Origin of the sequence: Pelagihabitans pacificus (assembly GCF_009371985.2) — a bacterium.
GTDB classification, from domain to species: Bacteria; Bacteroidota; Bacteroidia; order Flavobacteriales; family Flavobacteriaceae; genus Pelagihabitans; species Pelagihabitans pacificus.
Window position 1 is genome coordinate 472,691 of the sequence record NZ_VIKU02000003.1, and the last position, 23,664, is coordinate 496,354.

24 protein-coding genes are annotated in these 23,664 nt (G+C 45.2%); 18 read left to right on the forward strand and 6 right to left on the reverse strand.

All coding sequences use genetic code 11. The annotated features are described in order from the left end of the window. Nucleotides 1-142 precede the first annotated feature (142 nt). Nucleotides 143-496 (reverse strand): 4Fe-4S dicluster domain-containing protein, encoded by a 354-nt coding sequence (locus FK220_RS12700; protein WP_152574700.1) that lies wholly within the window; start codon nt 494-496, stop codon nt 143-145. A gap of 128 nt (nt 497-624) precedes the next feature. On the opposite strand from FK220_RS12700, the gene FK220_RS12705 reads away from it, so the two are divergent. The 9 genes from FK220_RS12705 (at nt 625) to FK220_RS12745 (ending at nt 8,891) form a co-directional block, all read left to right on the forward strand. Next, nucleotides 625-1,677 carry an acyl-CoA reductase gene (locus FK220_RS12705; protein WP_152574701.1) on the forward strand — a complete coding sequence of 351 codons (1,053 nt, stop codon included), beginning with the start codon at nt 625-627 and terminating at the stop codon, nt 1,675-1,677. A 99-nt stretch (nt 1,678-1,776) separates the two neighbouring features. Next, nucleotides 1,777-2,841 carry a 3-phosphoserine/phosphohydroxythreonine transaminase gene (serC, locus tag FK220_RS12710; RefSeq protein WP_152574702.1) on the forward strand — a complete coding sequence of 355 codons (1,065 nt, stop codon included), beginning with the start codon at nt 1,777-1,779 and terminating at the stop codon, nt 2,839-2,841. A gap of 89 nt (nt 2,842-2,930) precedes the next feature. Then, a complete protein-coding gene (locus tag FK220_RS12715) occupies nt 2,931-3,890 on the forward strand; it encodes a D-2-hydroxyacid dehydrogenase (RefSeq protein ID WP_152574703.1) in 960 nt (319 codons plus the stop codon). Between the two features lie 69 nt (nt 3,891-3,959). Then, complete coding sequence (locus FK220_RS12720) at nt 3,960-4,595, forward strand: DUF937 domain-containing protein (protein WP_152574704.1); 636 nt, start codon at nt 3,960-3,962, stop codon at nt 4,593-4,595. Nucleotides 4,596-4,664: 69 nt separating this feature from the next. Continuing rightward, entirely contained in the window at nt 4,665-5,123 is a 459-nt protein-coding gene (locus tag FK220_RS12725) for a DUF6146 family protein (protein ID WP_152574705.1), read from the forward strand. 25 nt (nt 5,124-5,148) lie between these two features. After that, on the forward strand, nt 5,149-5,466 hold the full coding sequence (locus tag FK220_RS12730) for a DUF6787 family protein (protein WP_152574706.1): 318 nt from the start codon (nt 5,149-5,151) through the stop codon (nt 5,464-5,466). 52 nt (nt 5,467-5,518) lie between these two features. Further along, nucleotides 5,519-5,815, forward strand: coding sequence for a hypothetical protein (locus tag FK220_RS12735; RefSeq protein WP_152574707.1), 297 nt, complete (start codon nt 5,519-5,521; stop codon nt 5,813-5,815). A gap of 71 nt (nt 5,816-5,886) precedes the next feature. Next, nucleotides 5,887-8,289: a TonB-dependent receptor gene (locus FK220_RS12740; protein ID WP_152574708.1), complete on the forward strand. Its 2,403-nt coding sequence runs from the start codon at nt 5,887-5,889 to the stop codon at nt 8,287-8,289. A gap of 47 nt (nt 8,290-8,336) precedes the next feature. Beyond that, complete coding sequence (locus FK220_RS12745; protein WP_152574709.1) at nt 8,337-8,891, forward strand: type 1 periplasmic binding fold superfamily protein; 555 nt, start codon at nt 8,337-8,339, stop codon at nt 8,889-8,891. A 297-nt stretch (nt 8,892-9,188) separates the two neighbouring features. Here FK220_RS12745 and FK220_RS12750 read toward each other — a convergent pair whose 3' ends face one another. Next, the gene (locus FK220_RS12750; protein ID WP_152574710.1) at nt 9,189-9,491 is read right to left on the reverse strand and encodes a hypothetical protein; all 303 of its coding nucleotides are present in this window, start codon (nt 9,489-9,491) and stop codon (nt 9,189-9,191) included. Between the two features lie 184 nt (nt 9,492-9,675). Further along, on the reverse strand, nt 9,676-10,275 hold the full coding sequence (folE, locus tag FK220_RS12755) for a GTP cyclohydrolase I FolE (RefSeq protein ID WP_152574711.1): 600 nt from the start codon (nt 10,273-10,275) through the stop codon (nt 9,676-9,678). Between the two features lie 199 nt (nt 10,276-10,474). Here folE and FK220_RS12760 point away from each other — a divergent pair, with 199 nt between their 5' ends. From FK220_RS12760 to FK220_RS12770, 3 genes are read left to right on the forward strand one after another with little or no spacing between them, the layout of a single operon-like run. Further along, a complete protein-coding gene (locus FK220_RS12760; RefSeq protein ID WP_152574712.1) occupies nt 10,475-11,158 on the forward strand; it encodes an ABC transporter ATP-binding protein in 684 nt (227 codons plus the stop codon). A 41-nt stretch (nt 11,159-11,199) separates the two neighbouring features. Next, nucleotides 11,200-11,757, forward strand: a complete 558-nt coding sequence (locus FK220_RS12765) for a CPBP family intramembrane glutamic endopeptidase (protein ID WP_152574713.1) — start codon at nt 11,200-11,202, stop codon at nt 11,755-11,757. Continuing rightward, complete coding sequence (locus tag FK220_RS12770; protein WP_152574714.1) at nt 11,754-12,518, forward strand: TIGR02757 family protein; 765 nt, start codon at nt 11,754-11,756, stop codon at nt 12,516-12,518. Before FK220_RS12765 ends, FK220_RS12770 begins: the two co-directional genes overlap by 4 nt. Nucleotides 12,519-12,520: 2 nt before the next feature. On the opposite strand, the gene FK220_RS20245 is transcribed toward FK220_RS12770, so the two are convergent. Then, complete coding sequence (locus tag FK220_RS20245; protein ID WP_166204904.1) at nt 12,521-14,344, reverse strand: cytochrome-c peroxidase; 1,824 nt, start codon at nt 14,342-14,344, stop codon at nt 12,521-12,523. A gap of 72 nt (nt 14,345-14,416) precedes the next feature. Then, nucleotides 14,417-16,027 (reverse strand): PhoX family protein, encoded by a 1,611-nt coding sequence (locus FK220_RS12780; RefSeq protein ID WP_166204866.1) that lies wholly within the window; start codon nt 16,025-16,027, stop codon nt 14,417-14,419. 336 nt (nt 16,028-16,363) lie between these two features. Between FK220_RS12780 and FK220_RS12785 the strand changes: the two genes are divergently transcribed. The 6 genes from FK220_RS12785 (at nt 16,364) to FK220_RS12810 (ending at nt 22,242) form a co-directional block, all read left to right on the forward strand. Continuing rightward, entirely contained in the window at nt 16,364-17,854 is a 1,491-nt protein-coding gene (locus FK220_RS12785; protein WP_152574718.1) for a S10 family peptidase, read from the forward strand. Nucleotides 17,855-17,948: 94 nt separating this feature from the next. Further along, complete coding sequence (locus FK220_RS12790; RefSeq protein WP_238719006.1) at nt 17,949-18,530, forward strand: hypothetical protein; 582 nt, start codon at nt 17,949-17,951, stop codon at nt 18,528-18,530. 37 nt (nt 18,531-18,567) lie between these two features. Continuing rightward, nucleotides 18,568-19,215: a chloramphenicol acetyltransferase gene (locus FK220_RS12795; RefSeq protein WP_152574719.1), complete on the forward strand. Its 648-nt coding sequence runs from the start codon at nt 18,568-18,570 to the stop codon at nt 19,213-19,215. Nucleotides 19,216-19,264: 49 nt separating this feature from the next. Further along, nucleotides 19,265-19,720, forward strand: coding sequence for a hypothetical protein (locus FK220_RS12800; protein ID WP_152574720.1), 456 nt, complete (start codon nt 19,265-19,267; stop codon nt 19,718-19,720). 61 nt (nt 19,721-19,781) lie between these two features. Next, nucleotides 19,782-20,471, forward strand: coding sequence for an SGNH/GDSL hydrolase family protein (locus FK220_RS12805; protein ID WP_152574721.1), 690 nt, complete (start codon nt 19,782-19,784; stop codon nt 20,469-20,471). Nucleotides 20,472-20,529: 58 nt separating this feature from the next. Continuing rightward, nucleotides 20,530-22,242, forward strand: a complete 1,713-nt coding sequence (locus FK220_RS12810) for a phytoene desaturase family protein (RefSeq protein ID WP_317168333.1) — start codon at nt 20,530-20,532, stop codon at nt 22,240-22,242. Here FK220_RS12810 and FK220_RS12815 read toward each other — a convergent pair. Continuing rightward, nucleotides 22,231-23,655, reverse strand: coding sequence for an arylsulfatase (locus FK220_RS12815; RefSeq protein ID WP_238719007.1), 1,425 nt, complete (start codon nt 23,653-23,655; stop codon nt 22,231-22,233). The two genes, FK220_RS12810 and FK220_RS12815, sit on opposite strands and share 12 nt — an antisense overlap. Between the last annotated feature and the right edge of the window lie 9 nt (nt 23,656-23,664).

Sequence of the window (23,664 nt, forward strand, 5' to 3'; positions counted from 1 at the left end):
ACATGCTCAGAAAACATCCCAACTTTTTCCAAAATCCCGTATACCCTTCCTTTCTTTCCATAAAAAAGCCCAGACATATATCCGGGCGAATCGTTTAGCGTACCGTGGTACTATCTAAAAAATAGCCTTCAAACTATTGCCCCTATCCGTCGGGGTGCATAAACTTTTGCTTGCCCAACAACTCTTCCTCCGTCTCCACTCGATCCTCGTCGGGCACACAACAATCTACCGGACAAACAGCGGCACATTGTGGCTCTTCGTGAAAGCCCATACACTCGGTGCATTTATCCGGCGCGATATAGTAAATTTCATCACTAAGGGGCTCTTGCACCTCATCGGCATTGACTTCTTTCCCGTCTGGTAGTACCACCGCACCCTTCAAGGAGGTGCCATCGCTGTAACGCCATTCATCGGCACCCTCGTAAATAGCGGTATTGGGGCATTCAGGTTCACAAGCTCCACAATTGATACATTCGTCAGTAATAATTATTGCCATATTTTCTTCTTCTTGATGCTGAATTTAATTAGTGCCGCTGAAATCGCGACTACTTTAAGCTCATAAATTCAATTGAGTATCCGTATTTTTGCGCAAAGGTAAAGCGGAATACAATCTTTGACAAATATATGGGCGGCCAACCTGAAACATTTAGTGCTTTCGTAAAACTCGGCGGGTTTCTTAGGGATTTCTGCAATGGTACCTCCGGGGAAGCGCCCTGGGTAGAAAAATTAACGAACGCTGTCACCCAAGCCAAACATCAGAATGGCTGGTTTACCGAGGATAACGTGCTGTTCGCGCTGAACAGCTGGGGAAACCTTCTAACCGAGGAAGCGCTCGGCGGCTGGCTATCGCGATATAAGCTTCTACAGGACCCGTATCCCGGGGAAGAAAAAACGGTTGCCCTTATTATGGCGGGCAACATTCCCTTGGTCGGTTTTCACGATTTTTTATCCATACTACTGACCGGAAATAGGGTACTGGCCAAATTATCCTCCAATGATACCGTATTAATCTCTTTTATAAGGGATTACCTAGTTTCACTTGAGCCAATAATACAATCTAAAGTTGTACTGGTGAAAGGTACATTGCAGGATTACGATGCGGTCATTGCCACGGGAAGTAACAACACGGCCCGTTACTTCGAATACTACTTCGGCAAAGGACCGAATATCATTCGAAAGAATCGAAATTCGGCAGCCGTACTCACTGGGAAGGAAACCAAGGAACAACTAGCAGGGTTGGGAGAAGATATTTTTCGCTACTACGGTTTAGGCTGTAGAAGTGTTTCCAAGCTTTTTGTACCCGATGGATACGATTTTGACCTTTTTTTTCAAGCCCTTTATCCTTTTCATGCAATTATCGACCAAGCGAAATACGCCAATAACTACGACTATAACAAAGCGGTTTATTTGATGTCCGATTTCCAGTTACTCGACAATGGTTTTCTTATCTTAAAGGAAGACACTGGATATGCCTCGCCCATTGCCAGCTTGTTCTATGAACACTATAAAGACCTCTCCTCCCTGAAGAGCCGGTTGCAAAATGATCGGGACCAATTACAATGTGTTGTTTCCGAAGGGGTCGTGGAAAACGAGGTCGCTTTTGGACAAACGCAGTCCCCTGCCCTTTCAGATTACGCAGACGGGGTGGATACTGTTGATTTCCTGTTGAAAATATAATACATTTAAAAGGTTCCTAATAGCAGGATTTCTCCCTAAATTTATGACCTTTGGCTTCATTTAACAATCATTTTAATCCGATATAAATTCTGCACCGGTATGAAAAAACACAATTTTAGCGCAGGTCCTTGTATACTGCCCCAAGAAGTACTTTTAAAAGCCTCCGAAGCGGTAATGGATCTCAACGGCTCGGGCCTGTCCTTGATAGAAATCTCCCACCGTAGCAAGGATTTCGTAGCCGTCATGGAAAAAGCGCGTTCATTGGCCTTGGAACTTCTTGGATTGGAAGACCAAGGGTACCAAGCCCTTTTCCTTCAGGGGGGTGCAAGTTTGGAATTTCTGATGGTCGCCTATAATCTCATGGAGTCCAAAGCCGGCTATTTGAATACAGGTACTTGGAGCGATAAAGCCATCAAGGAGGCCAAACTTTTCGGTGAAGTGGTCGAAGTGGGTTCCTCAAAAGACGAAAACTTTAATTATATCCCCAAAGGATACACCATCCCGGAAGGTCTCGATTATTTGCATTTAACATCGAACAACACCATTTTTGGCACCCAATTGAAAAAATTTCCAAAGACCGAAGCACCACTGGTGTGCGACATGAGTTCCGATATTTTTTCTAGGCAGCTCGATTTTTCACAATTCGACCTAATCTATGCAGGTGCACAAAAAAATATGGGTCCCGCCGGCACCACTTTGGTTGTGGTCAAGGAAGCTATTTTAGGGAAAGTATCCAGAAAAATCCCTTCGATGCTAGATTATCAGGTGCATATCGCAAAAGACAGTATGTTCAACACCCCTTCGGTATTTGCGGTATATGTATCGATGCTTACCCTGGAATGGCTCAAGAACTTGGGCGGAATTTCCGCAATAGAGGAAATAAACGAGAAGAAGGCGCAGTTGCTTTATTCGGAAATCGATTTGAATCCTGTGTTCGAAGGCTATGCCAACAAAGAAGACCGTTCCCACATGAACGCCACCTTCAATCTTGCCGATGAAGGCTTAAAGGAAACTTTTGACCATATGCTGAAAGAGGCAGGTATCAACGGCCTCAACGGACATCGTTCCGTTGGAGGGTACAGAGCGTCGATGTACAATGCCCTGTCTTTGGAAAGTGTCGGTGTCCTGGTCGATGTCATGAGTGAAATGGAACGTAAAGGATAATATACAGGGCCAATAAAACAACGGCCTTGGAATTATTCAATAGCCGTTTTGTATCGGAAACCAAAAACATAACAACCAGGAATATACTGATGAAAATATTAGCAAACGACGGAATCTCGGAGACCGGGGTGTCAGCATTGGAAAAAGGGGGGTTCGAGGTTATTACGGTAAAGGTTGCCCAGGAACAATTGGCAAACTATATCAATGAAAATAAGGTGGTCGGTCTGTTGGTACGTAGCGCCACCCAAGTACGCAAAGACCTAATAGATAGCTGTCCGGGCTTAAAGCTTATCGGTCGCGGAGGTGTGGGAATGGATAATATCGACGTGGAATATGCCAAGGAAAAGGGGCTGTACGTAATCAATACCCCGGCCGCATCCTCAGAGTCGGTAGCCGAACTGGTTTTTGCACACTTATTTGGCGGGGTACGTTTTCTACATGACTCGAACCGTGCCATGCCCCTAGAAGGTGACCGTAAGTTCAAAGACCTTAAAAAATCGTATGCCAAGGGAAGCGAACTACGTGGAAAGACCTTGGGAGTCATCGGTTTTGGAAGAATAGGGCAGGCAACTGCTAAAATAGCATTGGGTGTAGGTATGAAGGTCGTGTATACCGATCCATTCATAGAAAAAGCAAGCTTGGAAGTTCCCTTTTTCGATGGGCAATCGGTTTCCTTCGATTTTACTTCGGTCCCAAAAGAGGAAATTCTAAAAACTGCCGACTTCATAACGATTCACGTCCCCGCACAAAAGGAATATGTTATCGGAAAAAACGAATTTGCATTGATGAAAAAAGGTGTGGGTATCGTGAATGCGGCCCGCGGTGGTGTTTTGGACGAAGTAGCCTTGGTGGATGCCCTGGCCGATGGTACCGTCGCCTTCGCCGGACTCGATGTATTCGAATCGGAACCAAAACCGGAGATTCCCCTCTTGATGCATCCTAACATCTCATTGACACCGCATATCGGAGCGGCCACTCAAGAAGCCCAGGATAGGATCGGTACCGAATTAGCCACTCAAATTATCCATTTGTTGGGTGGGGGAAAATAAATACCACAAGCCTTTCGCCAAGGAGGCACTTTTTTGTACATTACCAGCCAATTTTTAAAACACTACACTATGGCAGGATTACTGGATTTATTGAACAGCCCCATGGGCAAACAGCTTATCAACGGGGTTGCCGGGCAAACTGGGCAACCCGAAAACAAGACCGCCGATGTACTTAGTATGGCGATGCCCTTGCTATTAGGGGCCATGAAGAAGAACGTCAAGTCTTCCCCACAAGGGGCACAAGGTCTCATGAACGCACTCTCAAACAAGCACGATGGAAGTATTTTGGACAACCTGGGCGGCCTTTTCGGGGGTGGTGTCGACGAATCGGTAGTAAACGACGGAGCAGGTATTTTGGGCCACGTGTTCGGCGACAGACAGCCACAAGTGGAAAATGCCTTAAGTGAAAAATCAGGGATGGATGCGGGATCGATCGCCAACATTCTAAAAATTGCCGCTCCCATTGTAATGGGTTTTGTTGGCAGACAAACCGCACAAAGTAATGTCAACGATGCCTCCGGCATGAATGCCTTGCTTGGAAGTATGCTGGGCGGACAGCCCCAACAAAATCAGAGCCTTATAACCACCTTGCTCGATGCAGACGGGGATGGTAGCATCCTAGACGATGTGGCCGATATGGTGATGGGAAGTAATAAGAAAAAAGGAGGACTTGGAGGACTTCTCGGAGGGCTGTTTGGCAAATAACGTACGTCTTAACATTTTTTAATAAAGCCGTTCCCCGTGTGGAATGGCTTTTTTCGTAACTTCCTAAGTATGAATAAGAACATACTAAAAATACTTGCTTTTTTGGTACTGATCGGTTTGTTTGCAACGAGTTGTGGTAGTACAAGGAAAACCATAGCCATTTCGGAAGCCGAAGAAGCGGTTTTCAATGAAACCGCAGAAGATACGGTACGGATTGCCAGCGATAAGACCGAGTATGAAATCATCATTATTGAACCGGGTTTCTACACATGGTTACAAAGTATTGCCAGGCCCGAGGGCTACTATTCACAGAATTACCTGGAGAGCCGTAACGCCATTTTTGTCATGAATTGGAACCAACGCGTTTTGATGCCACGACAGTTCAATCCCCAACTCTATTTGTTACAAATCGACTACAACCCACAAATCGATTATGGGTATGAGGTTAATTATAAGCTATACAACTACTTTATCTTTTTTCAACGAAAATACAACCAACGGCTGGGGCCGTTTCTTCCAAGAATCTGATATCTTTGCTAGCGAAAAAATCGCTATGGAAAAATTAAAGAAACGCTGGGGCATCGAATCGAACGTTCAAATAATCGTCATTTGTATTGTCTTTGCCATCACCGGTTCCTCCTCGGTATACGTCGCCAAACCCTTTTTGGAATGGATTGGTATGGCCCGAGAGGCTTTTCCTGAAAATGGTCTTGGTGGGTTCCTCTACTGGACCCTTCGGATTTTGCTGATTTTCCCGTTCTATCAGGTACTGCTTGTAATTTTCGGATGGATGTTCGGCCAATTCCGGTTTTTCTGGAACTTTGAAAAGAAAATGCTTTCCCGGATGGGACTTGGCTTTCTGTTCAAATGAAATTGTGTTTTCTTTAACATGAATGACAATCCATATTGGCTACTTTTAACTCGTGAAAAGTAAAAGTTTCTATCTGAGAATATCTTTTCTGCTTTTGATCCTTTTGGCGGTCAAGGTTTCCTCGTTTCATGTGTATGCCCATGAAGTATATGATGAAACGGTTATCGAGCACTGCAGTATCTGCGATATTGCCGTCGAAAACCAACACCCCCCGTTAAGCCCAAGTCTCGACTATTGGTATGATTTTGTTGAGATTCCTTCCGCTACAACTATCCAATTCGACTACCAGGCGTTGACCTATCAACGGCTTCAGCGTGCTTCGCTCTTCGGAAGACCACCCCCCTGTTAGGATATTGACCCATAGTGCCCAGTGCCCTTCCAAAAATGGGATTTTGGCAGGTAATCCTAATAATTTCAAAAATGAAATTCCTTTTTCTATGCTTCATGACCTTTGGGTCTGTAGCGATTGTTTTAGCACAAGAATGTCCCTATAGCTTAAGCGGTACGGTCATCGATTTTCATGACAAAACCCCTTTGGCCGGTGCTTCCGTTGTGGTGACTGGTCTTGATAGGCAAGTAACTACAGATGCTTCCGGGCGATTTTATATTGATGATCTCTGTGAGGGGTTTGTGGAATTGGAAGTCTCCCACCCTGAATGCATTTCCCGATTCGTGAGAGCGGATGTCGAAGATGAAGAGTCCTTTATAAAGATTACTTTGGAGCATCATTTAGAGGAGTTGGAAGAGGTGCAAGTGGTAGGAAGTGCCATAAAGGAAAGAACCAACTCCTCCCAAGAAGAAACGATCCTAAGCACAGATCTGGAACGCTACACGGGAAATAGTATCGGCGATGCCTTGAAACGGATTACCGGTGTTTCCTCCCTCAACACCGGAGCCGCTATTGTGAAGCCTGTTGTGCAGGGGCTCAGTGGTAGCCGTGTCACCATTTTAAACAACGGGGTGCGCATGCAGGATATGGAATGGGGCGATGAGCATGCACCCAACATCGATATTAACCTGGCGGGTAAAACAACCTTGATCAAAGGTGCTGGTGCCCTGCAATACGGAGGGGATGCCATCGGTGGGGTCATTTTGGTCGAACCCGAAAAAATCAGGGCCCAAGACAGTCTTTATGGAAAGGTGTTGTTGAACGGGGTTACCAACGGTAGGGGTGGCAGTGGAACCCTAGAGTTGACGAAGTCCTATAAAAATGGATGGTTCATCAAAGGGCAAGCTTCCTATAAACGTTTCGGGGACTTGGAGGCCCCCGACTATATTCTTTCCAATACCGGAATTGCTCAAATTGGAGCTTCGTTTTCCCTTGGGAAAAATAGCTTTGAGGAAGGATGGGAAGCCTATTATTCTTTTTTCGATTCGGATATTGCCATCCTTCGGGCCTCCCATATCGGCAACGTCGATGACCTGATCCAAGCCATCAACAGTCAGACACCGAATGTCGTTGAGGACTTTACCTATACCATCGGCAGTCCAAGCCAAGAGGTGACACATCATTTGGCGAAGGGAAGCTATTATAAACGCTTTGAGGGAGCTGGAAAGTTGTCGTTGCAATACGATTTTCAACAGAATCAGCGATTCGAGTACGACCTGCGTAGAGGGGAGACGCGAGACATCCCATCTATTGACCTGAGATTGACCACCCACACCATATCCACCGATTTCAGGGCCGATGCCAGTGAACAAAACCGCATACACCTTGGTCTGATGGCAAGGTATCAGAACAACAGTGCCGACCCATCAACAGGTGTACGTCGTTTGATACCCGATTACGATCGCTACGATTTTGGGGCTTTTGCACTTACCGAATATTATGTCTCTCCGTCTTGGGTAATCGATGCCGGACTTCGATATGATTTTAGCCGGATAGATGCCAGGAAATTCTATCAGGCTTCCCGATGGGCAGAAAGGGGATATGATATCGATTTTAACGATTTGATCATAGAGGACCTTGGATCACAATTATTGACCAATCCGGTTTTGGATTATCACAATTTTTCCGCTACGGCAGGTGTAGAGCACACCTTTGGCGAAGATTCCAAAGTTCGGGCAAATTATGCCTTGGCACAAAGGGCGCCCAATCCCTCCGAACTGTTTAGTGAGGGCCTTCACCATTCGGCGGCACGGATTGAATTGGGAGATTTGCGTATAACCAGTGAAACCTCCCATAAAATAGCCGTTTCGGTGGAAAAAGATTCCGAGAAATGGGGATATGTCCTCGCCCCCTATGTAAATCGTATCAATGACTTTGTCTTACTGGAACCTTCAGGAGTAGAATTTACTATCCGGGGAGCGTTCCCCGTTTGGACCTACCGACAGACTGACGCCATTTTTGCCGGGATTGATGCATCCCTCTATTCCCAATGGACGCCTACATGGCGGAGCGAACATCGGTTTTCCTTTATAAAAGGAAAAGACGAGACCTTGGAAGGCCCATTGATCAATGTTCCACCGGTACATTTGGAAAATGGACTTGTGTACCAGAACCCCCAATTACGAAAACTTCGAATAGCAGTGGAAAGCCGCTATGTTTTTCGACAAAATGAATTTCCGGAAAATATTGAAGTTTTTTCGCCAGTAGCGAATGAGCAGGTGGTTCTAGACATCAATACCCCGCCTCCAGCCTATCATTTGCTTGACTTGGACCTGGAGACAAGGTTGACATTGATTGCAAACAACGACCTTACCTTGGGCCTTCGTGTTACAAATGTATTCAACACCCGCTATCGGGATTATTTGAACCGATTGCGTTTTTTTGCCGATGACCTTGGTCGGAATCTGGCACTTCGTATCAAATGGATCATCTAAAACATAATGAACCTTAACAATTACATTAATTTTTAAACATTTCAACTATGAAACTAGTACAACTAAGCATTCTTTCAATGGCCATTGGTCTACTCACATTCAGTTGCGACAATGATGATGACACTCCCCAAGTCGTTAACGAAGAGGAGGTAATCACAACCCTGAACGTGACCTTGACCCCCCAAACAGGTACTCCTGTTACCCTCCAATCCCAGGATTTGGACGGCGACGGTCCCAACGCTCCCGTGGTAACGGTATCCGGTCCTCTAACATCGGATACTACTTATAACGGCGTTATAACCGTTTTGAACGAGACCGTTTCCCCGGCCGAGAATATCACCGAGGAAGTGGAGGAAGAGGCAGAGGAACATCAATTCTTCTTTAGTGTCGGTGGCGGACTGGAAGCTACCACTGAATACACTAATTTCGATGGCGACCAAAACCCGCTTGGCACCGAATTCCGAATCATTGCAGGGTCCCCCAGCCAAGGTACCTTGACGTTTACACTGCGTCACGAACCTAAAAAACCGAATGATGGAACGCTCTCCGATGCCGGCGGGGAAACCGATATCGCGGTAAGCTTCGACGTCACGGTCGAATAAAGCTTTCCCGGAAATTACGATTTAATGAACGGTGGTTCCATGTTGGTCTTCAAAGGTGGAGCCATCGGTCATTATCCTTTATAAGTGGCTGTTTAGGGTAGGATCAGTAGTCTTGAAAGAAAACATTTGAAAACTTCTTACAATGAATCGCCGTTGAAATAAAACAAAATGATGGCTACAATGATGGCAATAGTGCAGAGGACTATCAAAAAACGATAGATGCCTCTTGACCATTTCCAAAAGGTTTGATGATTCATGACCACAAGTGTTTGAAAGCAATAAAAACCTGCTAGAAACTTAATCCACTTCGATGACCCTTCCCCTTTTTGCTCCTTTTAAAACATAAGTATATAACCACATAAGGGTAAAAGTAGGGATGATATCCAATCCTGGAACAATCTCCTCCAAAAAGGTAATGAAACCGGCAGCCTGGCCCGCTTTTCCCCTGTACATGCGGGTCATGAGCCAACCTGCTACCGGCGCCCAGATGACATCGGCGAAATCCCCGATGAAAGGCAAGGCCAACGAAAGCGCTCCGATACCATCAAAAAGCAGCCCTAGATATAGCTTTTTGTATTTGTTTGCTGTAGTTTTTGACATGATGAAAATTACTGATTCATCGGGTACAAAGCAATAAAAGTGCCAAGATTAAATAGGCGATACCGAGTGGTAAAACCTACATCCCCATCCAAGGCTTTTGGATATTACAGCATCCTTTTGCAGACTAAAAGCACCTTCCCAAGGCTTCCCCCGATACTTTTACGTTAGGGAACTTCAACCAAATTTAGGAAAGATTCGAGCTGATCAGCTTCAAAAATTCATTGCGTGTTTCTATTTTCTCGAACTGACCGCGAAAACCTGAGGTAGTAGTAACAGAATTCTGCTTCTGAACGCCACGCATCATCATACACATGTGGGAGGCTTCGATGACCACGGCCACACCCTGAGGTTTCAAAGTGTTGTTCAAACATTCCAAAATATCATGGGTGAGCCGTTCCTGCACCTGCAAACGCCTTGCAAACACGTCTACGATTCGAGGAATTTTACTAAGCCCCACAATATACCCGTTCGGAATATAGGCAATGTGCGCCTTTCCAAAAAAGGGCAGCATATGATGCTCACAAAGGGAATACAATTCAATGTCCTTGATGATGACCATTTCATCGTATGATTCCTTGAACATGGCCCCCTTTAATATTTCCACAGCGTTTTGTTTGTAACCCTGAGTTAGGAAAAGCATGGCTTTGGCGGCCCGCTCCGGTGTTTTTACCAGTCCCTCACGGGAAACATCCTCCCCTATTTCATCTATTATCCTTTCATAACGCTCTTTTACGTCGTTCGTGATATCGATGTTATACTCCTCTAAACTTTGATATGGTGCCATGTATTTGAACATTCTATTTTTTGTTTATTCATTTTTGACAAATATTAAACAATAAAGCTTGATAATAAAATCGTCGAAAGGAATTTAACCATTTATTATGAATGTTTTACAAGGAGTCTGAATAATGTAGGTATCGGATAAAAAGGTATTTTTGCCATGTCTCCTTGAATATGTACTTTCGGGCGGCAAAAGAACATGTATGATCAAAGCCAACAACATACAAAAATTTTATGGCGAACTTCAGGTATTGAAAGGCGTCGACCTTCATATTAAAAAAGGGGAAATCGTCTCCATTGTCGGGGCCTCCGGAGCTGGAAAAACCACCTTATTACAAATTTTAGGCACCCTGGATGTTCAGTCGAACAAGCAAGATAGTACCTTGTTTATCAACGGCGTAGAGGTCACCAAGCTTTCAAATAGAGAAATGGCCAGGTTCCGAAATGAACATATTGGGTTTATCTTTCAATTTCACCAGTTGCTACCCGAATTCACTGCCTTGGAAAACGTTTGTATCCCTGCTTTCATCAAAAAAACGCCAAAAGGGGCGGCAGAAGAAAAGGCCAGGGAATTGCTGGATTTTTTGGGGCTCTCGGAACGATACGATCACAAACCCAGCGAACTTTCCGGAGGGGAACAACAACGGGTCGCGGTGGCAAGGGCATTGATCAACAACCCATCCATCATCTTTGCCGATGAACCCAGTGGAAATCTAGATTCCGAAAGTGCCGATATGCTGCATCAGCTTTTCTTCAAGCTAAGGGACCAATTTGGACAGACCTTTGTAATCGTTACCCATAACGAGCATCTGGCAGATATGGCAGACCGTAAATTGACCATGGTCGACGGACTCATCGGCAGCGCGGATCAGATGGTTCATACTTAGTGCTTTTGGATTTAATGAAGCCATAACCCCCATCAATACCCATGCGTAAAGAATTAATTGAATTTTTGAAACATCCGGTTTATCGGGAAGATGAAAACCGAGACTTTCAATATCGCTTAGCGGTTTTTTGGCGCTTTTTACTGTTCGCCTTGTTGTTTAGTTTTCTGTTTGGTATTATAAATTCAACCTTGGAGCCACTTTTTGGACTCGAATTGGGTAAACATGCCATCGATGATTTTATGGACCAATATTCTCCCTGGTGGCTGCTGGGGGCAGCGGTCATCGTAGCTCCGGTCGTAGAAGAGTTGCTGTTCAGGGGTCCGATGGTCTTTTTCAGGAACAGTGTTTTTTTTGGGTACGTCTTTTATGTACTGACCCTGTTTTTTGGTTTTTATCATATCACGAACTTTGAAATAAGCACCTCGGTATTATTGCTCTCCCCCTTGTTGGTGGCGCCCCAACTGTGCGTGGGACTCTTTTTGGGCGTCATCAGGGTCAAATTTGGTCTTTCTTGGGCCATCGCCTTACACGCGCTCTATAATCTAATCTTGATCGGCCCTATTGTGTTGCTTCAAATTTTTGATATTGCTCCTGAATGATAAAAATGGAACTCAAGGAATTTTTGGAAGCTAAGGTGTTGCAATACAATCATCCCCGGTTTTTGGAGAGCGACCCGATTCAAATTCCCCATCGATTTTCGGGTAAGGAGGATATAGAGATCAGTGCCTTTCTCACTGCTACCATTGCCTGGGGAAATCGAAAAAGTATCATCAACAATGCATCCCGATTGATGCAACTGATGGACTCGGCACCAATGGAGTTCGTATCAAATTACGAAGCCCATGACCTGGAAAAACTTTTAGGCTTCGTACACAGGACCTTCAATGGCGAAGACTTGGTTTATTTTGTCAAGAGCCTCAGGAATATCTATCAAAATCACGGGGGGTTGGAAGCCTTATTCGCCAAAACCCAACAAAAAGATTCGGTACAAGCGGCTATTTCAAATTTTAAGGAAGTCTTTTTTGAATTGCCCCATTTACATCGAACTACCAAACACATTAGCGACCCATTGAAGGGTTCTGCCGCCAAACGCATTAATATGTTTTTACGATGGATGGTGCGTGATGCCACCACAGGAGTCGATTTTGGTCTATGGAAGCAAATCGACCCCTCGCAACTCTCCTGTCCCTTGGATGTACATTCCGGCAATGTCGCCAGAAAGCTCAAACTACTGCAAAGAAAGCAAAATGACGCCAAGGCGGTCGTTGAACTTGACGGAAACCTTCGCAAACTCGACCCTAAAGATCCCGTTAAATACGATTTCGCGCTATTTGGGCTAGGCGTTTTTGAGAAATTTTGATTCTACTCAAATTGTTGGTCCGTCAACGATTCCACAAAGGCAATAAGGGCACTGACTTCTACCGAACTCAAATTCAGGGAATCTGATGGCAAAGTTTGGTGAGGCACCTCCAAACCCATACCCTGGCCTCCCCCTACATTGTAAAAATTAATTACTTCCTCCAAGGTTTTATAAACGCCATTATGCATGTAAGGTGCGGTCAATTTGGTATTTCTTACAGTTGCAGTCTTGAAGAAAAATTTTTTTTCCTCCACCTTAAACGGATAATACTGTCCGTAATCGTCATCTAGAACAGGGTGTGAAAAACTGGGGCTTTTGGGAACACCTAGGTTCTCGAACTCTGTCTCCATATATTTTGGGGGCACTGTTCCGTTAAAGGCTGGTGGAAAGTGGCAGGTGGCGCAGGCAGCTTTTCCCATGAATAGGTTGAATCCTAAAATCTCCTGGTCGGTCAATAGGTCTTCGGCATTTTGCATACTTCGGTCAAACTTGGAATCAAAAGGAGCCAAACTTCTGACAAACGTCGAAATCGCATTCCTCACGTTCAAATCTGTGACCTGACCATCGTACAGTAGTTCAAACTGTTCCTTGTACTTTGGATTTTGCCTAACCCTTTCGCCCATCGTATTCAAGTCCAAATGAAATTCATTTTCATTGTTTACCACACTTACGATTTGACCCTCCAGGCCATCGCCTCTACCGTCATAAAAAAATGAGGTCTGGTATACCGTGTAAGACAAGGTAGGTGTGTTTCTAAGAAGCTCGACCCCATTAGTACCCAGGGCCTTTTTATAGCCATCTGTAAATGCCTTTTCCTTGACATGACAGGTTGCACAACTAATGGTTCCAGAGCTGGAAAGTGTTTTGTCGTTGAACAGTGCCTCTCCCAGAGCAACTCTTTCTTTGCTAATAGCTGGCGACCCGGGTAGTGAGAACATTTTGAGGTTAAAGAAGTCTTTTGCAAAAAGGTTTTCGGATTTTGGGTTCAGAGGTCTTGAGGTATTCAATGCTATACCCCAATCCTTTGCCGTGGCCTTGATAAGCTTCAACTGTTCGTTGGTGTGCTTTTTGATAAATCGATATCGGTCAAAAGTATCAAAAGCACCCTCTCCAAGACTGGCGATGGTAGCATCTATTTCCGAAATCCATTTCTCGTATAATGTCCCGTCGGCAAAGGCGGGCCTGTAAATCTTGATTACTTCTTTGATAGACTCGTAGTTATAAGAGGCTTCATTCAAAGAATTGGCCAAGACTGGGGAATCGAAACCGGTAATCCCCTTTGTTGCAATATTGATTATAGCATCCCGGACCATTTTTAAATGATGCCTATCTCTCTGGTTGTAAAGGCTGTGGTTTTTTCGGATATACGGTATCCGTGCTTGCAAATACGATACTACGTTGTGTAATTCCTTTTTTGAAAATTCATCCTCCCCAAAAAGAAGCTCCTCCAATACCTGATAACTTTTGGGTTTGAGTTTTTTGATATCGGTATAATCGTCAATCTCGATCTTTAAAAGATTTGGCGCATTCATGGAAAGATAATTTTCATAATCGTAGGCAATGAGCATAGGCTCGGCTCTTTTGTACCACTCCCTGCTCTTCAGAAAATTTGCTTTATTGACCTCTATTGAAAGCGTAGTATCCAACTTATGTATATAGTGGGCAGCGCTATCCAATGTCTGAAAGTAATGCATCCGGATATCTTCATTGAACAGCGAGACCTGATTTGTGGTGACTTCTTTCTTAGGCTTTGGCTCCTTACCTATGCAAGAAACAAGGATAAACAACAGTAGAAAAAGAGAATTTATGGGGGCAAATGTTTTCACGATAACAATAATTTTTAGGTTTAAAAAAAGGTTTCCAAATTTGGAAACCCTTTCTACACTGGACATTTAATACTATCTGGGAAGTCCGGTTAGTTTGAACAGAAAAGAACCTTCTAGCCGTGACAAGCTCTCATCTATGGCCGTAGGATCTACAAATTTTCTACCATCTGCCCTTATAGCTGTTTCGGGTGTGGTTTCAAAGTTCCAACCATGAACTTGGGCGCCCCCCAAGAAGGTTGGTTCACTGGCACCAATAATGTCGGTCACATCAATAAGGCCTGTAATCTCCCAGTAGTTGGTAGTAGTTCCAATCCCTAGGGAAGCCGCTAGTTCTTGATTACACTCCATCACTTCGGCCAAGGTACCGGCATTGATATCGTATTGCCACAATTTCGCATATCCCTGTATGTCAGGATTAAATTCAGCATAGCCATTAGGGTCTTCCTGTATATAAACGTAGTTTTCTGTAACTAAAATATTATCCGGGGAATGCATACCGTCACCGATACCTCCTTCCGCATCGCCATCTACAACAACCGAAAGGGTAGCGTCTCCTATGGGATCATCCGGATTCAACTCTAGCCTGTAGACTCTTCCAAAAGTGGTTCCTCTGTTCGCCAAATCAGGATTGTCGGGCCTTCTTCGCCCTGTTGCATTGAAAAATACGGTCCTATTATTTTCCGCCGAACCCCTTCTCCAATCGATGTCCTCAATTCTTTGAAAACCAATAGCTACAGAATCAATGGCCTCTTGGTTAAGCTCGTTTATCGTTCGTTCGTTCACTTTCACCCATTCTACTTCGTAGGTATTGCCTTCTATCATCCCCATTTCGAATTTAAGGCCACCCCCACCGATAGCGGTTTCTGTGGTGTCTTTCCCCCGGAGTACGTATAAATCACCTCCATTTAAGTCTCCAAGCCCTCCTACATACATGGCAAAGTGCGCCTCGGGATATGTATTGTTACTATCATCGTCACCCATGAAAACCACGGTTTGTCCGGGATAAGCATTCTTACCGATAACGACGGCATTTTCAGTAGACCATTCCCCAAGGGCGGGAAGTCGATCCGCCTCTACCCTATCATCCGTGGAACGAAACGGATTTATTCTGTAAACACCTTTGGCATTGCCGCCCCACTCACCACCTGAAAGGTACAAAGGCCCAAAACCATGCTCTTCAACGGTTACTGATGATCCGGAACACTGGGCAGTGAAGGCCGTTGCTGTCGCATTCACGATGTAATCCCCTTCCAAAGGTTCTAAAGAGGAATTCATGGTGATTCGTGCAATGGAGTAGTCAGACTCCAAATTATTAATAAACGCAAAGGTTCCATTACGATTCGGATAAAGCGCCGCCCCATCCATAAATGAACCATAGACAAAAGTAGAGTCGGATGGTAGAATATCGGTAGAGGTCATAATCATTTTCAATTCCGCACTACCGGCGAACTGGCCTTTGAGTTCAAAAACATCATCGGGTACTACCGAGAATGTTAGTGGAGTAAGTTCTTCTAGGGTCAAATCCAAACCATCCTCCCCGTCTTGTCCGTCTAACCCATCTCTGCCATCCACACCATCGACACCGTCGACACCATCCAATCCGTCCTCTCCATCACAACTATGGAATCCAATTCCCAAACAAGTTATTAGGAATACCTTTAAAAGTAATTTTCTCGTAATCATACTAGTTCTGTTTTTTAGGTTATCAATTATGTTACCAAAACTAGAGACCGTTTCTTAGGCCAGTGTTACTTACATATTGTTAAAGAATTAGGCCTACTTTAAAAAATAGTTACTAGGTAAAATTTGAATGAATTTAGCGTAAGCTCACCCTTATCTAAATGTTAAGTATTTGATTATTAGTTAATTATATAATCATGTTGTTGAATAGACTCTGATAATTCCCTACTGCGCAACGGTATTGACACCTTGTTGGTAGTGGACAAAAGGACTTGAAAACCAGAAAGACTTTCAATGGAATTGCCTATTTTTAAAAAATGACTAATCCAAGTAACTCCGATGAAAAAAACGCTACTCACAGTAACCCTTACCTTACTGACACTCTCCGCTTCCCAAGCCCAAGAACGCAAACTTCCCGTCGATACCGTTGTGACCACCCAACACAGTGTAACCATCAACGGCACGCTTGTCAATTACACGGCCCAAACGGGTACCCAACCCGTGTGGGACGAACACGGAAAACCTATCGCCTCTTTGCACTACACCTATTACACAAGGAATAACGTAAAAAACAGGGATGCAAGGCCGTTATTGATTTCCTTTAATGGGGGTCCAGGTTCGGGTTCGGTGTGGATGCACCTGGCCTATACGGGCCCACGTATTCTCAAAATCGACGACGAAGGCTATCCCGTGCAACCCTATGGGGTAAAGCAAAACCCATTTTCGGTGTTGGATGTCACCGATATCGTTTACGTAAATCCTGCCAATACCGGTTATTCCAGGACCATCCCCGAAAGTGGGGAAGAAGTAGACCGCAAAAAGTTTTTTGGCATCAATGCCGATGTCAAATACCTGGCCGAGTGGCTCAACACCTTTGTAACGCGTAACAATCGATGGCGCTCCCCGAAATATATCATAGGTGAGAGTTACGGGGGTACCCGGGTCATGGGACTTTCACTGGCATTACAAGACCAGCAATGGATGTACTTAAATGGAGTCATTATGGTGTCACCGGCCGATTACAAGGTAATCCGCCAGGACGGACCTGTTTCCGATGCGCTGAACCTCCCCTACTACACCGCTGCGGCTTGGCATCACAAAGCGTTGCCTGCTGCGCTACAGCAAAAAGACTTGCTTGAAATCCTTCCCGAATCGGAGGAATATACCATTAACACCCTGATTCCCGCTCTGGCCAAGGGTTGGAATATTTCGGATAACGAAAAGAAGGCCGTAGCCGAAAAAATGGCCTACTATTCCGGCTTATCCGCAAATGAAATAATCGATCAAAATTTGGTGGTACCAACACGTTATTTTTGGAAGCATCTTTTGAAAGGGAAAGGCGGCTATAATGTTGGCCGTCTCGACAGCCGCTATTTGGGTATCGATCGCCAATTGTTCGGGGAAGGGCCCGACTATAGCGCTGAACTGACCTCCTGGCTTCACAGCTTTACCCCCGCTATCAACTATTATTTACAGGAGGAATTAAAATTTAAGACCGATATCAAATATAATATGTTCGGCCCTGTGAGGCCTTGGGACAATAGTGATGATGAAACGAGAGACAATCTCCGCCAGGCCATGGCACAGAATCCGTACTTGAACGTTTTGGTACAGAGCGGTTATTACGACGGTGCTACGACCTATTTCAATGCCAAATACACCATGTGGCAGGTGGATCCAAGTGGAAGAATGAAAGACCGTTTTGAATTCAAGGGGTACCGAAGCGGGCACATGATGTACTTACGGCGCGAAGACCTGGAGAATGCCAACAATGATCTCCGCGACTTTATCAAACGGACCATGGCGAACGGGAAAAGCGCCAAGTACTAGATGGTAATGCCGGTATGCAATATCGAAAACAAAGCCTATAAAAACTCTTTGAAACACCTCTCGCTACGTGTATCAAGCAACAAACAATAGAACTTTGAAAACAAAGACAAGTATTATTGCGATGGCCTCATTATTAAGTTTGGCGACCAGTTGTGGGCAAGCCATTCCCTCAAAGGAATGGCAAATAAAAACGGCCGTTATGGCCGCGCCCGAGGAATATCGTGATGGGGCCAAAGTATACGGGTATGACAATGACGGAAGTTTTACCACCTTGCGGGAAGGTAACAACGCCTACATCTGTCTGGCCGACGACCCCACGAAAGAAGGGTTCTCCACTGCCGCCTATCATAAGGAATTGGATGAATTCATGGCTCGTGGTAGGGAGTTAAAGGCAGAAGGAAAAGAAGGCCAAGAAATTTTTGATATTCGGGAAGCCGAGGTCAAAGCAGGTACCTTGAAAATGCCCGATAAGGCTACCCTTTGTGTTTTCAACGGAACGGTGCATCCGGAAACCAAGGAAATAGAAGATCCCTATGTACGCTATGTGTTCTATGTGCCATTTGCGACAGGGGAATCCACCGGACTCCCTACCACCCCGACCCCGCCAGGGCATGCCTGGTTGATGGATGCTGGCACGCATCGGGCCCATATAATGATCACACCACCAAAGGAATAGGAATGACGATTTTAATAACTACCCCCACAACGCTTAGATGAAATCAATACATTTCACCAATCCACACCGTCGGAAGCATTTCGATTTTTTCAACGGGATGAACCACCCCCATTTCAACATTACGGCGAATGTGGATATCACACAACTACTACCATACTTAAAATCAAACGAACTCCCCACTTCTTCGAGCATCGTTTATTTGATTGCAAAAGCGGCCAACGACATTCCAGAATTTCGATGGCGCATCCGGGATGGGGAAGTAGTGGAACACCAAAGTGTACAACCTTCCTTTACCGTACCAACGGAGGAAACCGATGTCTTCAGTTTCTGCACTGTAGCGTATACCGCGGATGCGCGGATATTCATCGAAAACGCACAAAAACAAATAGCGGCAATGGGGACCAACCCCTCCTTCGAAGACGAGGAGCATCGCGATGACTATCTATTTTTATCAGCCTTTCCATGGGTGAGTTTTACGGGAATGCAGCACGCCATGCACTACCACCCCTGTGATAGTATACCCCGCATTAGCTGGGGAAAGTTTTTTGAACAAGACGGTAAGATTTGGATGCCCCTTTCGGTTCAGGTACACCATGCGGTCGTAGATGGCATCCACGTAGGCCGGTATTTTCAGTTGATGGAACAAATGGCGGCTTTACCAAGGAATTTTCTCGGGGCAATTTGATGCTTGACAAACTATTTCCATATTTTAGACGACCACTTAACTACTTGGCATGCAACCCAAATCATTCTTGAAGACACTAAAGTTCATACACACATCATTTTTAATAGGGCTTGTTATCGTAACATTTTTTGCCTTCTGGCAACAAAACAGCTTTATTGCCGAAATGGATGCCGATGATTTCCTTATTTATGCGGTCCCGGTTCTAGCAGCAATCGGCTATTTCGTAAGTCAGTGGCTGTTTCAAAAAATGGTAAAAGGCATTGGAAAGGAAGAACCAATATCCAACAAATTGGGTGCGTACCGAACAGCTTCCATCATTAAGTATGCGTTAATCGAAGGTCCGGCCCTCTTTGCATCGGCCGCCTATTATTTGAACGGGAATGCACTGCATCTGGTCATTGGCATATTCATGGTTTTTTACTTATTCAGACAGCGCCCAAGTCGACAAAAAATAGAAACGGCCTTACCCTTGACCAGAGAGGAAAAAATGGGGTTGTTCGGGTAATTTTATATCTTATGGTCCACTAATTGGGTATAGCGCTTTTAGCAACCATTAAAATACAAGAATGAAAAAGATAAAATCTACCCTCCTATCCCTTTTCATCGGAACCGGTATGATCACGGGGGTATTCGCACAGGACTGGCCGAACCTCAAACAGTTTCAAAAAGACAATGAGAAGGTAGGCATGCCCAAAGAGGGGGAAAACAGGGTGGTGTTCATGGGCAATTCCATCACCATCGGCTGGCTGAACTCCCGACCCGAATTCTTTGAAGGAAAACCATATATCAACAGAGGTATCAGCGGACAGACAACACCCCAGATGTTGTTGCGCTTCCGACAGGATGTTATCGCCTTGAAACCAAAAGTAGTGGTTATCCTCGCAGGTACCAACGACATTGCCGGAAACACGGGGCCCGCTACCTTGGAAATGATTGCCGATAACATCAAATCGATGGCCGAACTGGCCAATGCCAACGGTATCAAGGTAATCATTTCCTCTACCCTTCCCGCTTTCGACTACCCTTGGAAGCCGGGTATGGAACCTGGGAAGAAAATTGTCTCCTTAAATCAAATGCTAAAGGAATATAGCGAGACGAACGGACATATATATCTGGATTACCATTCCGCCATGACCGATGAACGAAACGGTCTTCCCAAAAAATATGCGGAGGATGGGGTACACCCTACTATCGAGGGATATCAAGTAATGGAACCCATGGTCGAGCAGGCGATTCAAAAAGCACTATCCAACTGAGTGTGCGGGCTATTTTTTATTTATTATCCATATCTTCGATGTCAAATCCGCAATGGTAGTGGCCAACAGGTACGACATTATAAAGGAAAGTTCCACCGATAGTTACGACACCATCATTATAGGTTCGGGTGCCGGTGGTTTGGCTACCGCAATTTGTTTGGCGAGGGAGGGCCAAAAGGTGTTGGTTTTGGAACAACACGATGTTCCCGGTGGTTGGTGTCATAGTTTTTACCTCAACGGGCACCGCTTCACTCCTGGTGTACATTATGTTGGCCTTTTAGGCGAGGGCGAAGCCACCAATGACCTTTATCGGGGTCTGGGAATCGCTAACGACCTTGTCTTTTTTCGAATGAATCCCGATGCCTATGAACACGTGCATGTCGGGGAGGAACGTTTTGATTTTCCTGCCAACTTCGATAAACTGATTTCAAGGCTTTCCGCTCGATTTCCAAAAGAAAGAAAGCGGATCAACAAGTATTTAAACCTGACCAAAAAGGTCAGTGAGGAGCTGTATTCCCTACCCTACATCAAGGGATTTTGGCAAAAGCTGACCCTTCCCTATCGCACCCGGCATTTTGGGAAGTATGGACTTTTCACCCTGCGTCGGGTCATTAATTGGCATATAAAAGACCCCCTGCTTAAAAATATTCTAAATATTCAATGTGGAGATCACGGGGTACAACCGAGAAAGGCCGCTTTTGTATTGCACTGTGCGTTGATGTACCACTATTTTCAAGGAGGCTATTATCCCATGGGAGGTGGCGGTGCCTTGATCAAGGCCATGACCAACGCGATCAAGCGGCATGGTGGGGAGATTCGAACGAGTACCCCGGTTAGAAGGATCATATTGGAAAATGGGATCCGGAAAAAAGCCGTGGGTGTGGAACTCGAGAATGGGAACCAATTATTTGCAGACCGCATCGTATCGAACGCCGATGTAGGCATTACCTATAATCAATTGATAGGTAAGGAACACCTTAGCCAAAAACTTCAAAAGAAACTGGAAAAGACCAAATACTCCTGTACTTCGCTAATGCTATTCCTTACGGTGGATATGGACGTAAGGGCCGCGGGCTTGGACTCCGGCAACATCTGGATGATGCCCAATCGGGATGCCGATGATTTCTATGATGAGATCCTCACTGCGGATATTACCCAAGGAGAGGCTTTTGACGGAATGTTCATAAGTTGTACTACGCTAAAAGATCCAGCAAGTTTTGATGGGGTACACCATACGATCGAAGCGATTACTTTTATCGACTACCAGACTTTTGAAAAATTCAAGGACGAAAAAGAACCCCGTACCCAGGAGTACCTTGATTTTAAGGAACGGTTGACCCAAAAAATGCTCAATGGAATCGAGAAAGCGGTTCCGGGCATTCGAGACCATATTGTGCATAGTGAACTCGGTACACCAATTACGAATGAATACTATATCAATACTACCGACGGAAACGTATATGGTACGGAGAAGAGTTTAAAGCATATCGGCCCCTTTGCTTTTAAGGCCAAAAGTGAGATTGAAAATCTATACCTCTGTGGAGCCAGTATACTTTCACATGGTGTGGCCGGTGCCTCCCATTCCGGGGTAGATACTGCCTCAATTATCCTTGGCTGCCATCCAGACGACTTGAAAAAGCCCCAAGAAGATCAACAGTTGAGAATCTATGAGGCCGAGGATGCCTCCAATTATCCCGAATGGATGCTTAAAAAAATGGAAGTCAAAAGAGCGCGTGCTGCTTCCAAATCAACCAAGGAATCAATTGCCTGATTCTCCTTCCAAAGGATAATCGGCATCATAAACATGAGCCTCCTCCATATATCCCTGTAACCGTTCTACTATCTCGGGAAACGTTTCGACCAAATTGTGCCGTTCTTCCAAATCGTTCGATAAATCGTACAATTCCCAAGAATCGCTCTCATGGATATGCAGTAATTTATAACGGCCACTGCGCACCGCCTGTGCATCATGGTTCCCCTCGGCAAACTCCCAATACAGGTATTTATGTGGGCGTTGTTCAGCAGCCTTGCCGACTAAGGTCGGAAGAAGGGAAATGCCATCGGTGGCAAACACTGGTTCAACTCCCATTAGTTCGGCAAAGGTGGGAAGCATGTCCCAAAAAGCGGAGGGGAGACCGGTGGTAGTACCGGGAGCTATGGTTCCTTTCCATCTTGCAATAAAAGGAACCCTGATACCACCTTCGTATAAATCGCGTTTAATGCCCCGGAGATTCCCATTGCTATCAAAAAATTCCGGATCAACGCCACCCTCGCGATGAGGACCGTTGTCACTGGTAAATATTACCAAGGTGTTTTGTTCCAGTTCAAGCTCGTTGAGCTTATCTAAAATTCGGCCCACATCCTTGTCCAGTAAGCTAATCATCGCGGCCTTTGATTTTTCTACCTCTGGCCAATCCGTTTTCCCATAGATTCCGCTATCGGGTACTTCCATACCGTGTTCGGCAACAAGATGCCCCTCATTATTGGCATGTGGAATGGTCAAGGGCAAATAAAGAAGAAACGGACGGTCCCTTGGCTTTTCCAAAAACTCCAAGGCCTCTTGTATAAAAAGGTCATGGGAATAATCGTTTTTTTCCACGGCGGCCTGGCCTACCCCCTTTGCGTATCCCTCCGTTGCCATTACTATTTTATTCGACAGCGGCACTTTTTGTCCGTTCCTTATCAAATAGTCGGGGTAATAGTTATGCGCCCTAACTTGGTTGAGATATCCAAAATAGTGGTCGAAGCCGTGTTGGTTTGGTTCTCCCGAAGTACCAACTTCCCCTAGGCCCCATTTTCCGATAAGTGCTGTTTCATAACCGGCATCCTGGGCCATACGCGAAAAGGTGACATCCGTTTCTCCCAGTACATTGTTGTTATTTCCACGTACGGGCGCATGACCTTGGTGAAGTCCGGTAAGTAAGGAGGCCCTAGAAGGTGCGCATACCGTATTCCCGGCATAATAATCTGTAAATCGCAGCCCTTCATTGGCCATTTGGTCGATTTCCGGGGTTTGTATTTTTTGCTGTCCATAGCAACCTACATCACCGTACCCCAAGTCATCGGCGAGTATGAAGATGATATTGGGCCTTGAAATCGCAGCGATTTTTTTGATGGGGCGCTCGTTCGTTTCCTTGCAGGAAAGCACAAGAAGACCTACCACCACCAACCACGGGGCTTGCATTATTAGCCT

Coding starts and splice junctions, on each gene's coding strand:
- FK220_RS12700 (WP_152574700.1), bottom strand. CDS start 496: ATGGCAATAATTATTACTGACGAATGTATCAATTGTGGAGCTTGTGAA.
- FK220_RS12705 (WP_152574701.1), top strand. CDS start 625: ATGGGCGGCCAACCTGAAACATTTAGTGCTTTCGTAAAACTCGGCGGG.
- serC (WP_152574702.1), top strand. CDS start 1,777: ATGAAAAAACACAATTTTAGCGCAGGTCCTTGTATACTGCCCCAAGAA.
- FK220_RS12715 (WP_152574703.1), top strand. CDS start 2,931: ATGAAAATATTAGCAAACGACGGAATCTCGGAGACCGGGGTGTCAGCA.
- FK220_RS12720 (WP_152574704.1), top strand. CDS start 3,960: ATGGCAGGATTACTGGATTTATTGAACAGCCCCATGGGCAAACAGCTT.
- FK220_RS12725 (WP_152574705.1), top strand. CDS start 4,665: ATGAATAAGAACATACTAAAAATACTTGCTTTTTTGGTACTGATCGGT.
- FK220_RS12730 (WP_152574706.1), top strand. CDS start 5,149: ATGGAAAAATTAAAGAAACGCTGGGGCATCGAATCGAACGTTCAAATA.
- FK220_RS12740 (WP_152574708.1), top strand. CDS start 5,887: ATGAAATTCCTTTTTCTATGCTTCATGACCTTTGGGTCTGTAGCGATT.
- FK220_RS12745 (WP_152574709.1), top strand. CDS start 8,337: ATGAAACTAGTACAACTAAGCATTCTTTCAATGGCCATTGGTCTACTC.
- FK220_RS12750 (WP_152574710.1), bottom strand. CDS start 9,491: ATGTCAAAAACTACAGCAAACAAATACAAAAAGCTATATCTAGGGCTG.
- folE (WP_152574711.1), bottom strand. CDS start 10,275: ATGGCACCATATCAAAGTTTAGAGGAGTATAACATCGATATCACGAAC.
- FK220_RS12760 (WP_152574712.1), top strand. CDS start 10,475: ATGATCAAAGCCAACAACATACAAAAATTTTATGGCGAACTTCAGGTA.
- FK220_RS12765 (WP_152574713.1), top strand. CDS start 11,200: ATGCGTAAAGAATTAATTGAATTTTTGAAACATCCGGTTTATCGGGAA.
- FK220_RS12770 (WP_152574714.1), top strand. CDS start 11,754: ATGATAAAAATGGAACTCAAGGAATTTTTGGAAGCTAAGGTGTTGCAA.
- FK220_RS12780 (WP_166204866.1), bottom strand. CDS start 16,027: ATGATTACGAGAAAATTACTTTTAAAGGTATTCCTAATAACTTGTTTG.
- FK220_RS12785 (WP_152574718.1), top strand. CDS start 16,364: ATGAAAAAAACGCTACTCACAGTAACCCTTACCTTACTGACACTCTCC.
- FK220_RS12795 (WP_152574719.1), top strand. CDS start 18,568: ATGAAATCAATACATTTCACCAATCCACACCGTCGGAAGCATTTCGAT.
- FK220_RS12800 (WP_152574720.1), top strand. CDS start 19,265: ATGCAACCCAAATCATTCTTGAAGACACTAAAGTTCATACACACATCA.
- FK220_RS12805 (WP_152574721.1), top strand. CDS start 19,782: ATGAAAAAGATAAAATCTACCCTCCTATCCCTTTTCATCGGAACCGGT.
- FK220_RS12815 (WP_238719007.1), bottom strand. CDS start 23,655: ATGCAAGCCCCGTGGTTGGTGGTGGTAGGTCTTCTTGTGCTTTCCTGC.